General features: G+C 72.2%; 14 protein-coding genes. 11 read left to right on the top strand and 3 right to left on the bottom strand.

All coding sequences use genetic code 11. The features are described from left to right. Positions 1-34: 34 nt before the first annotated feature. Together ACGFZA_RS30105 and ACGFZA_RS30100 are read right to left on the bottom strand one after the other, a co-directional pair. Entirely contained in the window at positions 35-526 is a 492-nt protein-coding gene (locus tag ACGFZA_RS30105) for a nuclear transport factor 2 family protein (RefSeq protein ID WP_393683213.1), read from the bottom strand. After that, positions 523-1,398 (bottom strand): TIGR03619 family F420-dependent LLM class oxidoreductase, encoded by an 876-nt coding sequence (locus ACGFZA_RS30100; protein WP_385276895.1) that lies wholly within the window; start codon positions 1,396-1,398, stop codon positions 523-525. Before ACGFZA_RS30100 ends, ACGFZA_RS30105 begins: the two co-directional genes overlap by 4 nt. A gap of 204 nt (positions 1,399-1,602) precedes the next feature. Here ACGFZA_RS30100 and ACGFZA_RS30095 point away from each other — a divergent pair, with 204 nt between their 5' ends. Together ACGFZA_RS30095 and ACGFZA_RS30090 are read left to right on the top strand one after the other, a co-directional pair. After that, positions 1,603-2,220 (top strand): TetR family transcriptional regulator, encoded by a 618-nt coding sequence (locus ACGFZA_RS30095; RefSeq protein WP_393683211.1) that lies wholly within the window; start codon positions 1,603-1,605, stop codon positions 2,218-2,220. Between the two features lie 143 nt (positions 2,221-2,363). Further along, positions 2,364-3,140: an SDR family oxidoreductase gene (locus ACGFZA_RS30090; RefSeq protein ID WP_393683209.1), complete on the top strand. Its 777-nt coding sequence runs from the start codon at positions 2,364-2,366 to the stop codon at positions 3,138-3,140. Between the two features lie 64 nt (positions 3,141-3,204). On the opposite strand, the gene ACGFZA_RS30085 is transcribed toward ACGFZA_RS30090, so the two are convergent. Beyond that, a complete protein-coding gene (locus tag ACGFZA_RS30085; RefSeq protein ID WP_393683207.1) occupies positions 3,205-4,860 on the bottom strand; it encodes an AMP-binding protein in 1,656 nt (551 codons plus the stop codon). A gap of 335 nt (positions 4,861-5,195) precedes the next feature. Here ACGFZA_RS30085 and ACGFZA_RS30080 point away from each other — a divergent pair, with 335 nt between their 5' ends. From ACGFZA_RS30080 to ACGFZA_RS30040, 9 genes are all read left to right on the top strand, one after another. Next, complete coding sequence (locus tag ACGFZA_RS30080) at positions 5,196-6,815, top strand: ABC transporter substrate-binding protein (protein ID WP_385276907.1); 1,620 nt, start codon at positions 5,196-5,198, stop codon at positions 6,813-6,815. Between the two features lie 181 nt (positions 6,816-6,996). Next, a complete protein-coding gene (locus tag ACGFZA_RS30075; RefSeq protein ID WP_393683205.1) occupies positions 6,997-7,965 on the top strand; it encodes an ABC transporter permease in 969 nt (322 codons plus the stop codon). Next, complete coding sequence (locus tag ACGFZA_RS30070) at positions 7,952-8,992, top strand: ABC transporter permease (RefSeq protein WP_393683203.1); 1,041 nt, start codon at positions 7,952-7,954, stop codon at positions 8,990-8,992. The genes ACGFZA_RS30075 and ACGFZA_RS30070 overlap by 14 nt, the downstream gene beginning before the upstream one ends. Beyond that, positions 8,989-10,041, top strand: a complete 1,053-nt coding sequence (locus ACGFZA_RS30065; protein WP_385276915.1) for an ABC transporter ATP-binding protein — start codon at positions 8,989-8,991, stop codon at positions 10,039-10,041. Before ACGFZA_RS30070 ends, ACGFZA_RS30065 begins: the two co-directional genes overlap by 4 nt. Then, positions 10,038-11,057 (top strand): oligopeptide/dipeptide ABC transporter ATP-binding protein, encoded by a 1,020-nt coding sequence (locus tag ACGFZA_RS30060; RefSeq protein WP_393683200.1) that lies wholly within the window; start codon positions 10,038-10,040, stop codon positions 11,055-11,057. Before ACGFZA_RS30065 ends, ACGFZA_RS30060 begins: the two co-directional genes overlap by 4 nt. Continuing rightward, complete coding sequence (locus ACGFZA_RS30055) at positions 11,054-12,280, top strand: NADH:flavin oxidoreductase (protein WP_393683198.1); 1,227 nt, start codon at positions 11,054-11,056, stop codon at positions 12,278-12,280. The genes ACGFZA_RS30060 and ACGFZA_RS30055 overlap by 4 nt, the downstream gene beginning before the upstream one ends. Beyond that, on the top strand, positions 12,277-13,695 hold the full coding sequence (locus tag ACGFZA_RS30050) for an amidase (protein ID WP_393683196.1): 1,419 nt from the start codon (positions 12,277-12,279) through the stop codon (positions 13,693-13,695). The genes ACGFZA_RS30055 and ACGFZA_RS30050 overlap by 4 nt, the downstream gene beginning before the upstream one ends. 296 nt (positions 13,696-13,991) lie before the next feature. After that, complete coding sequence (locus tag ACGFZA_RS30045) at positions 13,992-14,843, top strand: HipA family kinase (protein WP_385276940.1); 852 nt, start codon at positions 13,992-13,994, stop codon at positions 14,841-14,843. Further along, positions 14,840-15,223 carry a DUF3037 domain-containing protein gene (locus ACGFZA_RS30040; RefSeq protein ID WP_393683194.1) on the top strand — a complete coding sequence of 128 codons (384 nt, stop codon included), beginning with the start codon at positions 14,840-14,842 and terminating at the stop codon, positions 15,221-15,223. The genes ACGFZA_RS30045 and ACGFZA_RS30040 overlap by 4 nt, the downstream gene beginning before the upstream one ends. The last annotated feature ends 45 nt before the right edge of the window (positions 15,224-15,268 follow it).

The following is a 15,268-nucleotide window of genomic DNA, read 5'->3' as shown; positions in this document are numbered from 1 at the left end:
ACGATGTGTCACCACCCCGTGCGTGCGGTCCTGTTCAGGACCCGGCCGGCTCGCCCCGTACCCCGGCCACCAGCAGCGCGGGGGACTCCGCGCGGCCGTCCAGGATGCGATTGGTCCGCAGGACGACCTCCCATCCCGACGGCGTGCGGCGCAGCCGCCAGTGATTGGCCGTCGCCCGTCGCACCACGTACGTGCCCGACTCGTGCACCACCATCAGCGAGTGGCACACCGCCACCGCCTCGTCCCCGTCCACCGTGATGTGCGGCGGGCCCACGACGTGGGCGCAGCCCTGCCGGATCCAGCCCCGGTGTGCGGGGGAGCGGACCATCTCCCGGATCCGCTCCCGGCCCGCGAGGAAGATCTCGTCGATGTCGTACACCCCGTCCGGCGCCCACAGCGCCGCCACGCCGTCCGCGTCGCCACCGTCCACCAGCGGCCCGTACGAGGCCATCGTGCGGGCGATGTCGCGCTCGTCCTCCAGCGCCCCGAGCCGTGCCTCGAGCGCGGCGAGCCGGTCCTCGCTCATGACCGTGCCTCCGCGCCCGTCGTGAGGCCCGCGATCGCGGCGAGGGCCTCCAACTGCTCGGCGTAGTGACGCGCCGACCCGGCGGTCAGGGACGTGCTGACCAGCGTGGCACCGGCCTCGGACACCCTCCGCAACGCCTCGGACGTACCGTCCGGATCGCCCGACGGATCGAGCGGGCGGCCGGCGCTCAGCACCACCTCGAAGCCGTCGGGCAGCGGGGCCGCCCCGACCATCTCGGCCAGCCGGTCGAGCGGCAGCCCGAACGGCACCCAGCCGTCCCCGTACGCCACCGCGCGGCGCAGAGAGCGCGGGGTGCGGCCACCGATCCACAGCGGCACCCTGTCCTGCACGGCGTGCGGCTCGACCACGAGCCCCTCATAGGCGAAGTGCTCTCCGTGGTAGGCCGGTTCGCGCCGGGAAAGGGACGCCCGCAGCGCCGCGAGGGCGTCGTCGGCGAGAGCGCCCCGGCCCTCGAAAGTGGCGCCGAGCAGGTGGAACTCCTCCTCCAGACTGCCCACACCGAGGCCCAGGACGAGCCGCCCGTCCGAGACGCGGTCCAGCGTGCCGTAGCGCTTCGCGATCTCCAGCGGATGGTGGTAGCCGAGCACCAGGACCTGGGTGGCGAACCGGATCCGACGGGTCCGGGCGGCCAGATAGCCGAAGGTGGACAGCGGGTCCCAGTAGGTGCCGCCGCGCTGCCCGGCGATGTCCGCGGGCACCGCCACATGTTCCGAACAGGTCAGATGGTCGAAGCCGAGCCGGTCCGCGGCCTCGGCGACCGCCCCCAGATCCTCGATGCCGGCGGTGCGCTCCCAGGGGGAGTGGACGCCGGGGACGGCCGTGACGACGGGACTGTTGATGCCGAGCCGCATGGGGGAACCTCTCTCGGGCGGAACGGGAGGGAACGGGAGCGTCCATCCAAGTCCCCCGCCCCGGCCCGCGCAGGCCCCGTCCCGGTGGGCGGGAAGACCGCCGGGCCCACCGGGTTCCGGCGGGATCCCACTCAACGGAACGGCCTCCACCGGGCCCGTGCGGCACACGAGAACATCGGCGGCCGGCGGAAGGACTTCAGTACCGTGCCCCGAACGAACGGCGAGAGAACCCCCGCGCATCCCACCTCGGCCAAGCAGCGCCAACGCTACGCCCGCATCCTGCGGGCCGCGGCGCACCTCGGAGCCGTACACGGCCTCGAAGGCGTGCAGATGCACGACGTGGCCCGGCGGTCGGACGTCGCGATCGCCACCCTGTACCGCTACTTCCCGTCCAAGACACACCTGTTCGCCGCCGTCCTCCACGACCAGGTGAGCCGCCTCGACGCCGGCACTCCGCCGCCACCGCCGGGCACCGGCCCGGTGGAAGCGGTGAGCGGGCTGCTCACCGGTGCGAGCCGGCAGCTCTTCGAACAGCCGCTGCTGGCCCTGGCGATGCTCCAGTCCAACACCGTCTCCCACGTCGGCGGGGGCAGCCCGGACCGCCGCACGGACGAGATCCTCGTGGACCTGGTCCTGCGCACGGCGGGGGTGGCCGATCCCGGCGAGCAGGACCGGCGCGTGGTCCGCATCCTGGAGCAGGCCTGGTACGGCCTGCTCACCACCGTTCTGTACGAGCGTTCCTCGGCCGAGGCGGCGCAGGACGGCATCAGGCTGGCCTGCCGCCTTCTCCTCGGCCCGGTCCTCGCCGGGCGACGCCCCTGAGTCCATGCCCCGCGTCCGGTCAGCGGGACGGCGGGCGCCCGTTCCCTGCCGGAGCTCCTACGGTGCGCGGGAGGGCGGTTCCGCGTGTGCCGAGGGGACCGGCCCTCACGTGCCGGCAGCACCGACCCACCCGAGGAGTACTCATGCCACGCAATGTCGTCGTCACCGGATCCGGTTCCGGGATCGGCGCCGCTCTCACCACTCTGCTCCGAGCCCGGGGGGACCGCGTGATCGGTGTGGACCTCCGGGGCGGTGAGATCGACGCCGACCTGTCCACGCCCGGCGGCCGGGCGGCCGCCGCGGCTTCGGCCACCGAGGCGGCCGGCGGGGTGGTGGACGCGGTCGTGACCTGCGCCGGCACTTCCGTGCCGGGAACCGCGATGGTCACCGTCAACTACTTCGGCACCACCGGGTTCCTGACGGCGCTGCGACCGGCGCTCGCCGCGGCCGAGCGGCCGCGGGTCGTGGCCATCGGCTCGATCTCGGGCACCCAGCCCCACGACCCGCAGGTCGTCGCCGCCTGTCTGGCGGGCGACGAGGCCACGGCCCTGGAGCACGCCGAGCGGGCCGTGGCCGACGACCGCGCACGGCAGCTCTACCCCTCGTCCAAAGCGGCGCTCGCGCAGTGGGCGCGGCGCACCGCCGTCGCCGAGGGGTGGGCCGACGCGGGGATTCCCGTGAACGTCGTCGCACCCGGCATCGTCCTGACCCCGATGAGCGCCGGGCTCTTCGACGACCCGGAGATGAAGAAGGTCATGGACGCGGCGGTCCCCATGCCGCTCAACGGCTATCTGCAGCCCGAGGACGTCGCACGGGCCGTGCTGTTCCTGGCCTCCGAGGAGAACAGCCACATCACCGGGCAGGTGGTGTACGTCGACGGGGGCGCCGAGGCGACCCTGCGCGGGCCCGCCGCGTTCTGACCCGCACGCACGGTGCCCCGGCCGCGTCACACGGCCGGGGCACCGTCGGTTGCCGGCGAGGGCGTCAGACGCGCACCTGGTTGCGGATCACCTTGCCGGTGGCGTTGCGCGGCAGTTCGTCGCGCGTCAGCCGCCACTGCTTGGGCACCTTGAAATAGGCCAGGGCGTCCGCCGCATGCTCCCGCAGCTCCTCCTCGGTGACGGTCGAGCCCGCCGCGAGGACCACGACAGCGGCGACCTCCTGGCCCAGGTCGGGGTGCGGCACACCCATCACCAGGCACTCACGGACGTCCGGGTGCTCGACGAGTACCGTCTCGATCTCCGCCGGGTAGACGTTCTCGCCGCCGCGGATGATCAGGTCCGAACGGCGGCTGCTGAGGTACAGCCGGCCCTCGCGCACCTCGCCCAGGTCCCCGGTGCACAGCCAGCGGTCCGCGCCGATGGCGCCGGCGGTCGCCTCCGGATCGCGCCAGTAGCCCAGCATGTTGAACTGGCTGCGGACCCAGACCACCCCTTCCTCACCCTCGCCGAGCACCTCGCCGGCGGGGTCGCGGATCTCCAGCTGCACGCCGGTGACCGGCCGGCCGAGAGTCCCGGGAGCGGCCGCCAGCTCCTGCGCGCTCGCCGCGGCGACCCCCGTACAGGTCTCCGTGAGCCCGTAGCTGTCGACCAGCGAGTCCTTCGCGAACGGCAGGCCCTGCCGCAGCCGCTCCTTGAACGCGGTCGACGACGGCGCGGACGCCAGCGAGAACGACGTCAGCGAGGACGTGTCGTACCGGTCGGCCCCGCCGTGTTCGAGCATCCGATGGGCCATGGTCGGCACCGCGCCCCAGTTCGTGACCCGCTCACGCTCGACCATGCCCAGGACGGCATCCACCTTGAACGAGCCCTCGTGCAGGGCGACCCGGCTGCCCGTGGCGAGCCGCGGCACGGCCAGATTGTGCAGGCTCGCGATGTGGAACAGGGGCAGCGTCAGCAGATAGACGCGGTCCTGCGGCGGCAGCGGGTCGCCGAACTCCTGGAGCAGAGCGTCGTTCATCCGGTGGTACTCGACCACGGCCAGCAGGTTGCGATGCGTGTGCACGGCCCCCTTCGGGCGGCCCGAGGTGCCCGAGGTGTAGAGGATGACCGCCGGATCGTCCTCGGCGACCTCGGCGGACGGCAGCGGGGCGTCGGGGTGCGCCGTGACGAAGCGCCTGATGTCGTTCTCCACGGACAGCACCGGCACCACGCAGCCGGCCAGCTTCGCCTGCTGGCGGGCGTCGGCCACCACCAGCGCCGGTTGCGCGTTGTCGATACCGTGCGCCATCTCCCGCGCCGACCACCAGGCGTTGAACCCGACCGCCACCGCACCGATCGACACGGTGGCCCAGAACGCCTGGATCCACTCGGGGGAGTTGGCGGCGGCGATGGCCACCCGGTCGCCCCTGGCGATGCCGTACTCCTCCCGCAGCACCCGGGCCAGCGAGGCGACCTCGGCGGCGTGCCGGGCGAAGGTGATCCGCCGGTCCGCCGTGACGATGTAGTCACGGTCGGCGTGGGCGACGGAATCGTGCAGGACCTCGTGCAGGGCCCGCTGCCGGTGGGTGAACACCGGTACGCGGGCACCCAGGACATCGGCTTCGGACAGCTCGAAACGGCCGCCCGGGCCGGTGAGCCGGCCGATGATCTCGGCCGCTCCGGCGGGAGCGGCCGAGCGGTGATCCGTATCGCTGGACATCAGGTGACTCCTGGTACGTCTCGAACTCCACTGGGATCGCGGTCGAGGTCAGTGTCAGCAGGACCGGGCCCTCGCCTCATGGCTGATTCCGGTCACTGGGACACCGTGCCACGGCGGCGACCGGGCGACAACGACGGCGACAAGCGGGCAGACGGGGCGCCGCAAGGGCTCCCGGTGAGTGGGATGGGTCACGTCGGCCGGATTTCGACGGCCGTAGCGTCCCCCCACCTGCTCCGGCCCCCGGGCCTCCGTGCCCCGGCGCCACCTGCCTTCAGGCACCCGTTTTTCCCACCTTCCGGCACCGGTCCGACCGGCCCGGGCTCATGGAGGAAGAAATGAAGCGAGCACCACGGCCGCGAGTCCGTCTCGCCGCCACCCTGGCCGTCGCGGCGATGCTCACCTCCGCGTGCGTGGCGTCCGACGCCGGGAAGTCCGACGGCGCGAAGACGCAGAAGACCGAACGCGGCCGGTACACCTTTGGCCTCATCGGCAGCCGGCCGGACGGCGGCGCCCCCGTCGACGGCGGAACCCTGCGCATCGCCGACTACGCCGAGGCACGCAGCCTCAGCCCCGCCGTCACCTACGCCACCGGAGCGTCCGGAGGGTCGGCACTCGCCGCCGTGTACGACGTACTGATGCGGTACGACACCGCCGCCAAGAAGTACGAACCCCAGCTCGCCGAGTCACTGCGCAGCAGCGACGACCTCAAGACCTGGACGCTGAAGCTCCGCGACGGGGTGAAGTTCTCCGACGGCACCCCGCTCGACGCAGACGCCGTGACCGCCTCCATCGCCTGGTACCAGAAGAGCAAGGGTGCCGACACCGCGCTGCTCGCACCCAACCTGGCCAAGACCGAGGCGACCGACCGCTCCACCGTCGTCTTCACCCTCCGCAGCCCCTGGGCGACGTTCCCCGCGATGCTCGCCCAGGCGCCCGGCATGATCGTGGCCCCCGCCGCGTACGCCGGGAAGACGTTCAAGCCCATCGGCGCCGGCCCCTTCGTCCTGGACAGGTACGCACCCCAGGAGGAGATGATCCTCAAGGCCAACAAGAACTACTTCAAGGGCAGGCCCCACCTCGACGCGCTCCGCTTCACGTGGCCGCAGTCCGACCGCACCAAACTGGAGGCTCTTGAGGACGGCAGCGCCGACCTGACGTACATGCGCAGCCCCGACGTCGTCGACGAAGCCGTGAAGGCGGGCCACCCCGGGGAGCTGACCCTCACCGGCCTCGGCAACATGGTCGTCATCAACACCCGCGAGGGCCGGCCCGGCGCCGATCTGCGTGTCCGCAAGGCGATGGCCCTGGCCCTCGACCCGGAGCTCGACACCGCACGCGCCTACAACGGCAAGGGCCTGCCCGGCAAGGAGATCTTCCCGCCGGAGTCGCGTCTGCACTCCGCGGTGAAGCCTCTCGGCGTGGACCTCGGCCAGGCGAAGAAGCTGCTCGACGCGGCCAAGAAGGACGGCTACGACGGCACGGTCACCTACATGGACGGCACCGACCCCGTCGCCAGGGCCAAGGGAGTCGTCACCAAGGCGATGCTGGAACGCGTCGGCTTCACCGTGAAGCTCGACCTGGTCTCCTCGATCGCCGACCGGACGTCGAAGACCTACGTGGAGCACGACTTCGACATCAGCCGCGGTGCGGCGAGCGTGTCCGAGAGCGACCCGTACCACCGCCTCCAGAGCGTCCTGAACTCGACGAGTTACGGAAACCCCGGCGGGTACGCCAACCCCAGGATGGACGCCCTGCTGGTCCGGCTCCAGGCGGCGGACAGCGACACGGAGACCCGGACGGTCCTCGACCAGGTCCAGACCCTGTTCAACGAGGACGTCCCCCTGGTGAACCTGGGGGCGAGCGCGGCCTTCACCGCCTGGGGCAAGAAGGTGCACGGTGTCGTGCCCACCGACGAGTACATGACTCTCTTCGGCGAGGCGTGGATCAGCAAGTGACCGCCGGCGGCCCGGCCCGCCGGCGGGGCACTCCTGCGCGCAGGCGCCGCGCCGGCCGGGCCGCTCCCGCTCACCGGGACACCGCGCTGGGCCGCCCGGCCCGCCCGCCCCTAGCCTCACCGCACCGTGGTGCGCATCCCGTAGACCCGTGTACCGCCACCGGGCAGATCTGGAGGAACCCATGAGTTTCGCTGCGCTGCGCCGACCGGCCCTCAAAGTCCTGGAACTGGTGGGCGTGCTCCTCATCGCGAGCATGGGGGTCTTCTCCCTGGTGGTCCTGCTGCCCGGCGACCCCGCCGTCGACATCCTGGGGGGCGGCCGGTCGCCCGCCGAGTACGCCGAGCTCCGCACGGAACTCGGCCTCGACCAGTCGCTGGTCACCCGCTACCTCGACTGGCTGGGCGGTGTCCTCACCGGGGACCTCGGCCGGTCCGTCGTACCGCCGCAGAGCGACGTCACCGACCGCGTCATGTCCGCGCTGCCCGTCAGCTTCGAGATCGCCGCACTCGGGCTGCTCATCGCCCTGCTGATCGCCGTGCCGCTCGCCATGTGGTCGGCGTACCGGGAGAACTCCGCCGCCGACCGGATCATCGGCGCGGGCACCTTCGGGGTGCTCTCCGTGCCGAGCTTCCTCGCCGGGCTGCTGCTGATCATGCTCCTGGTCAACTCCGCCGGCTGGTTCCCGCGTTCCGAATGGATCCGGCTCGGCGGCGGCGACCTGGCGGGCAACCTCCACCACGCCTTCCTGCCGGCGCTGACCGTGGCGCTGGCCGAACTAGCCATGTTCACCAGGGTGTTGCGCGGGGACCTGATCGTGACCCTGCGGGAGGACTACATCCTCGCCGCCCGTGCCAAGGGCATGAACCCGCTGCGCATCCTGTTCACCGACGCCCTGCGCCCCTCCTCCTTCTCCCTGGTCACCCTGCTCGGCCTCAGCCTCGGCCGGCTCATCGGCAGCACCGTCGTCGTCGAGTACCTCTTCGGGCTGCCCGGCATGGGGACCCTCGTCGTCAACGCCGCGGGGCAGGGCGACTATCCGATGGTCCAGGGCGCCGTGCTCACCATCGCCGTCATCTACGTGGTGATCAACGCCGGCATCGACCTCTCCTACGGCTACCTCGACCCGAGGACGCGACGTGTCCATATCTGACATCGCCCCGCGCACGCGGGCCGCCTTCCCCCTGCCCCTGCTCACCGCCCTGGCCCTCACCGTCGTCGGCCTCGTCCTGCTGGGGTTCGGCGCGACCACGGCCCAGCTCGTGACGCCCGTCAGGGCGGCCCTCGCCCTCCTGGGCCTCGGCATGACGTTCGCCGGGGCGTCCAGGCTCGGCAGGATCTGGGCAGGCCCCGGCTTCGACCTGGTGTTCTGGTTCGGCGCGGGCTGGCTCATCGTGCTCGGCCTCGCGATCCTGTTCGCCCCGTGGCTGCCCCTCGGAGAGGACCGCGATGTCGCGAGCACGGTCCTCGAACCGGCCTTCGCCACCCCGACGTTCACCGGGGCCAACCCCCTCGGCACGAACGGCTTCGGTCTCGACCTGCTCGCCCGGTCCCTGTACGGGGCGCGGTCCTCGCTGATCATCTCGCTGTCCGCGGTCACCATCGGCACCGTCCTCGGCGGCGCGATCGGCATGGTGGCCGGCTACTTCCGAAAGAGCGTCGACCGGGCGGTGGGCATCGCCACCAACTCGCTGCTCGCCGTCCCCCCGCTGATCCTGCTCATCGCACTCGCCACCGTGCTGGAGCCGCATCTGCGCAATGTCGCCCTCTCGCTGGCCCTGCTCACCATCCCCGGCATGGTGCGGCTCGCCCGCGCCACCACGATGGCCTACGCCAACCGGGAGTTCGTCGTCGCGGCCCGCGCCATGGGCGCCACCCGCTCCCGGATCATGCTGCGCGAACTGCTGCCCAACGTCCTGCTGCCGCTGCTGTCCCTGGCGGTGGTGATGATCTCGGTCCTCATCGTCGCCGAGGCCTCGCTCAGCTTCCTCGGGCTCGGCATCCAGCCGCCCGAACCCACCTGGGGAAACATGATCGCGGAGGGGGAGGGACGGGTCTTCGAGGACCACCCGCACATCGTGCTCGTACCCGGTGCCTTCCTCTTCCTCACCGTCTTCGCCTTCAACATCGTCGGCGAGAAGGCTCGCGGGCGCTGGGACTCCCGGAGCGTGAAACTGTGACCACCACACCGCTGAGCGACTCCCCGGCCCCGGCCGGACCCGGCGCGACCGCGTTGCTGTCCGCCACCGGCGTACGCACCGCCTTCCACACACCACGCGGCCCGGTACAGGCCGTCGACGGGGTCGGCCTGTCGCTGTCCGAGGGCGAGACCCTCGGCATCGTCGGCGAGTCGGGCTCGGGAAAGTCGGTACTCGGCCGCACCCTCATGGGCCTGATCACCGACGGCCCCGGTACCACCGTCTCCGGAACCGTCCTGCTCGGCGGCACGGACGTCCACGCCCTGAGCCCGGCAGGCCGCAGAGCCCTGTGGGGCACCCAGGTCGCCATGGTCTTCCAGGACCCGATGACCTCACTGAACCCGGTGAAGAAGGTGGGCACGCACCTGTCGGAGAGCGTCCGGGCGCACCTCGGCCTGAGCCGCGCCGAGGGCCGGGAACGAGCCGTCGAACTGCTCCGGCAGGTCGGCATCCCCGAACCCGCCCGGCGCGCCGGGCAGTACCCGCACGAGCTCTCCGGCGGCATGCGCCAGCGCGTCGTCATCGCCATGGCCCTGGCCTGCGGCCCTCGTCTGCTCATCGCCGACGAACCGACCACCGCGCTCGACGTCACCGTGCAGAAGCAGATCCTCGACCTCCTCCAGTCGCTCGCCCGCGACCTCAGGATGGCGACCATCCTGATCAGCCACGACCTCGCCACCGTCGCCGGCCGGACGGACCGGGTCGCGGTCATGTACGCCGGCCGCCTCGTCGAGTACGCGCCCACCCAGGCCGTCTTCGAACGCCCCCGGCACCCGTACAGCAGCGCCCTGATCGCCTCGATCCCGCGCCTCGACCTGCCCCCGCACACCCTGCTCCCCACCATCGAGGGCCGCCCGCCCAATCTGCTCCATCCGCCCCCCGGCTGCCGGTTCGCCCCGCGCTGCGCCATGGCCACCGACCACTGCACCACCGAGCCGCCCCCGCTCACCGGATACGCCGGTGACCGAGACGCGGGCGGCCTCGTCGCCTGCCACCACCCCCTGGGCGCCGTCGAGGAGGCCGCCGTATGACGACCACCCGCACCACCCCACAGGATCCGCCGCGGCCCGCACTGAGCGCGGAGAACATCGTCGTGGAGTTCCCGGCCGGTGGCGGCCGCACCGTGCACGCCGTCTCCGGTGTCGGCCTGGAGGTCGCGGCGGGCGAAACCCTGGGCATCCTGGGCGAGTCCGGCTGCGGCAAGTCCACCGTCGGCCGCTCCCTGATCCAGCTGCCGCCGCCGGACTCCGGGACCGTACGACTCGGCGAGGTGACCCTCACCGGTCTCGCCCCCGCGGAACTGCGCCGGGCCCGCGCCCGGATGCAGATCATCATGCAGGACCCGGTCTCCGCGCTGAACCCGCGCCGCAGGGTCAAGGACCTGGTGTGGGAGGGGCTGTCGATCTGGGGGAGCGGCGACGACGCCCGCGACAAGGACACCCGGATCGACGCGGCCCTGCGTGATGTCGGCCTCGACCCGGCGACCGTGCGCGACCGCAGGCCGCACGAACTCTCCGGCGGCCAGTGCCAGCGGGTCTGCATCGCCCGCGCCCTGCTCCTGGACCCCGAGGTGCTGATCTGCGACGAGCCCGTCTCCAGCCTCGACGTGTCCGTGCAGGCCCAGATCCTCAACCTCCTGGAGACGGCGACACGGCGGCGCGGACTGAGCATGGTCTTCATCGCCCACGACGTGTCCGTGGTGAAGAACATCAGCGACCGCGTGATGGTGATGTACCTCGGCAAGGTCTGCGAGGTCCTGCCCTCCGACGGCATGCAGCACGAGGCCGTCCACCCCTACACACGACTGCTGCTCGCCTCGCTCCCCGAGGTGCAGCGCGACCCCGGCGCCGTCCAGGACCCGGCCGCGCCCGGCGGACCGGCCGCCGAGCTTCCGTCACCCCTCGACCCGCCGTCGGGCTGCCGCTTCCGTACCCGCTGCCCGCTGGCCACCGGCCTCTGCTCCGAGGCGGAGCCGCCGCTCAGGAACATCCGGCCCGGCCACCGGGTCGCCTGCCACCACGTCGAACCGAAAAGGAACCACGCGTGACCACCACCGAGACGCCCGATGTCCTCGCCCCCGCCCAGCTCGGCCCCCTCAAGCTCCGCAACCGCGTCATCAAGGCCGCGACCTACGAAGGGCTCAGCCACAGGTCCCTGGTGACGCATGACCTCGTCGACTTCCACGTCGGCTACGCCCGGGGCGGCGTGGGCATGACCACCGTCGCCTACTGCGCCGTCTCGAAGGAGGGGCGGACCGACCGGCACCAGATCCACTGGACCGACGAGGCGATGCCGGGACTGCGCGTCCTCACCGACGCCGTGCACGCCGAAGGCGCCGCGATCTCCGCACAGATCGGCCACGGCGGCCCCGTCGCCAACCCGAAGGCCAACGGCGCACCGGCCCTCTCCCCGTCCAGGCACTTCCACGCCACCACCATCAGCTGGGCCCAGGAGGCGTCCCTCGACGACCTCCGGCGCATCACCGAGGCGCATGCCGAGGCCGCCCGCCGCGCCGTCCGGGCCGGCTTCGACGCCGTCGAGGTCCACCTGGGCCACAACTACCTGGCCAGTTCCTTCCTCAGCCCCAGGATCAACCACCGTACCGACGCGTACGGAGGCAGCCTGGAGAACCGGGCCAGGTTCTCCCGGGAGATCATGCGGGCCGTCCACGACGCGGTCGGCGGCAGGATCGCCGTCATCGCCAAGATGAACATGGACGACGGCGTCCCGGGCGGCTTCTGGCTCGACGAGGCCATCCCTGTCGCGCAGTGGCTCGAACAGGACGGCACCGTCGACGCCCTGGAGATGACCGCGGGCAGTTCGCTGCTCAACCCGATGTACCTCTTCAAGGGCGACGCCCCGCTCAAGGACTTCGCCGCGATCATGCCGCAGCCGATCAAGCTCGGGGTGAAGCTGGTCGGCAAGCGCCTCCTGCACAGCTATCCGTACCGGGACGCCTACCTGCTGGAGGACGCCCGCCAGATCCGCGCCGCGGTGAAGCTCCCGATGATCCTGCTCGGCGGGATCACGGACAGGCCGGCCATGGACCTCGCCATGCGTGAGGGATTCGAGTACGTGGCCATGGCCAGGTCGCTGCTGCGCGAGCCCGACCTCGTGAACCGGATCAGCCAGGACGCCACCACCCCGTCCCTGTGCATCCACTGCAACAAGTGCATGCCGACGAACTTCACCGGTACCCGCTGCGTACTCGTCGACCGGGGCACCACCCGCCGCGAGACCTGGGGCAAGCCCGCCGGGTACGTGGCGTGAGGGGCCCGGACGCCGTCGCCACGGCAGCGGCGGTGAGGAACGGCGAAACCGACGCCCGTACCGTCACCGAGCAGGCCATCGCCCGCATCGAGCAGCACAACCCCCGCCTCAACGCGGTGATCCGCACCCGGTTCGAGGCCGCGCTCGCCGAGGTGGCGGCCGGTCTGCCGGACGGCCCGCTGCACGGTGTCCCCGTGCTGGTCAAGGACCTCGGCACCGAGGTGGAGGGCCTGCCGGCGACGGGCGGAAGCCGGCTCTTCGCCGACGCGACCGCTCACCGCGACAGCGAACTGGTGGCCCGCTACCGGCGCGCCGGAGCCGTCGTCCTCGGCACCACCAACACCCCCGAACTGGGCCTCAACGCCTCCACCGAACCGGTTCTCTTCGGCCCCACCCGCAACCCGTGGAACACCGAACGCTCGCCGGGTGGCTCCAGCGGCGGCTCGGCGGCCGCGGTGGCGGCCGGAATGGTCCCGGTCGCCCACGCCAGCGACGGCGGCGGCTCCATCCGCATCCCGGCCGCCGCCTGCGGCCTGTTCGGCCTCAAGCCGAGCCGCGGACGCGTCTCGCCCGCCCCCCGCCCCACCACCCTGTCGGGCCTGGTCTCGGGCCACCACGCCGTGACCACGACCGTCCGGGACAGCGCCCTGCTCCTCGACGTCGTCGCCGGCCCCCTGCCCGGGGACGCCTACGCCGCCCCGGCCCCGGCCGCCCCCTTCGCCGAACTGGCCCGCCGCGATCCCGGGCGACTGCGGATCGGCCTGATCACCGCGCTCCCGGACGGCCCCGACGTCCACCCGGACTGCGAACGGGCCACCCGCGCCGCGGCCCTGCTGTGCGAACGGCTCGGCCACGACGTCACCGAGACCACCGCCCGCTACCGCCCCGCCGACGTCGGCAGCACCTCCGGCGTCCTGATGGGGGCCGACCTGGTCGCCCAGATCGAGGCCCGGCTCGCCCAGCTCTCCAGGACCCTGGCCGACGACGACATCGAGCCCTTCACCCGGCTCGTCTACGACACCTACCGCGCCCTGCCCGCCGCCGACGTCAGCCGGGCGCTGCGCCGCGCGCAGGAGATCGGCTGGGAGGTCGGCACGGCGTTCGACGCGTTCGACGTCCTGCTCAGTCCGGTCCTGGCCCGGCCCACCCCGCTGCTCGGCACCCTCGACACCACGGTTCCGGAGTCGGTCTACCGGCACGCGTCCGTGTACTCCGCGTTCACCAGTGTCTACAACGTCACCGGGATGCCGGCGATGTCCGTCCCCTTCGGCCACGACGGCGAAGGCCTGCCGCTGGGCGTCCAGTTCGCCGCGCCCCTCGGCGGCGAGGGCACGCTGCTCGCGCTCGCGGCCCAGCTGGAGCGGGAGGCCCCTTGGGGGACGCCGCGGCCGACGGCCCTGTCTCGCGGCGAGTGACACGTCCTCATGGCTCACGGGGAAAGCCGGGAGCCCGTCGTGGCCCTGATCCGGCAGCCCCTGCATTCCGCGTCGGTGATCACCCTCGGTTACTATGCTCACTTCGTGCCGGAAGCCGGCAGAGAGGGGCGCGGCGCTGTCGACGGTCCGCGCGGGGAGACGGGAGACGGGAGACCGGCTCGCCGGCCGAGGCTCCCCCGATTCTCCCCAGTGCCGTCGGTGGCTGACTCCCGCCTCTCCGCCCCGGAGAAGTCGTCCGTGGATGGTAAGGCTGAAGAGATGGGTGGCCTGGGAACGTGTTGAAAGAAGTGGTGGCGACCCGCTACGTCACGCCCTTGCGTGAGGGTGGTTCGCTCCCCGGGATCGTCGAGGCCGACGACCTCGGTACGTACGTCATGAAGTTCACCGGCGCCGGACAGGGCCGCAAGACGCTGGTCGCGGAGGTGATCTGCGGACAGCTCGGGCGGCGGCTCGGGCTGCGCGTCCCCGACCTCGTGCAGATCCAGCTGGACCCGGTGATCGGTCTCGCCGAGCCCGACCAGGAGGTGCAGGAGCTGCTCAAGGCCAGCGGCGGGCTGAACCTCGGGATGGACTTCCTTCCCGGCTCCCTCGGGTTCGACTCGCTGGCCTATCAGGTGGACCCGCGCGAGGCCGGACGCGTCGTCTGGTTCGACGCGCTGATCAACAACGTCGACCGGTCCTGGCGCAATCCGAACATGCTGGTCTGGCACGGCGACCTGTGGCTCATCGACCACGGCGCCACCATGATCTGGCACCACAACTGGCCCGGCGCCCAGGCGTCCGCCGCCAAGCCGTACAACGCCTCCGACCACGCGCTGGCGCCGTTCGGGCCCGACATCGCGGCAGCCGCCGCCGAGCTCGCACCGCTGGTCACCGAGGAACTGCTGACCGAAGTCGCCGCCGACGTCCCCGACGAGTGGCTGGTCGACGAGCCGGGCTTCGGGTCGACGGACGAGTTGCGACGCGCCTATGTGGAGGCGCTGCTGCCGCGCGCCGCCACCATTCACGAGCGGATCACCCTGGACGCGCCGACCGCGTCCAAGCCCTCCCAGGCGCCGGGCTGGCTCGTCGAGCGCCTCGCCCCGCGGCATGACAACGAGAACAGCGACAAGGGCGGCCGGCCGTGAGCAAGCGCGATGTCTTCGAGTACGCCCTCCTGCGCGTGGTGCCACGGGTCCAGCGCGGCGAGTTCTTCAACGCCGGCGTGGTGGTCTACTGCCGCGCCGAGGGGTTCGTCGCCGCCCGTACCGAGCTCGACGAGGCCAAGCTCCGGGCCCTGGACCCGCGCGCCGACGTGACCGGGGTGCGGGCCGCCCTGCACGCCGTCGAGGGCGTCTGCCGTGGCGGTACGGACGCGGGCCAGGCGGCCGGTGACGATGCGGGGCGGCGGTTCCGCTGGCTGATCGCGCCGCGCTCGACCGTCATCCAGCCGAGCCCGGTCCACAGCGGCCTCACCGACGACCCCGCCGCCGAGGTCGAACGCCTGCTGGACCTGCTGGTGCGCTGATAAGCACCCCTTCGGCGCCGCCCCCGCACCCCGCGCGGGCGGCGC

It is taken from the genome of Streptomyces sp. NPDC048211 (assembly GCF_043202315.1).
In the GTDB taxonomy this organism is placed as follows: Bacteria; Actinomycetota; Actinomycetes; order Streptomycetales; family Streptomycetaceae; genus Streptomyces.
This window is presented reverse-complemented; position numbering and strand designations above follow the sequence as displayed.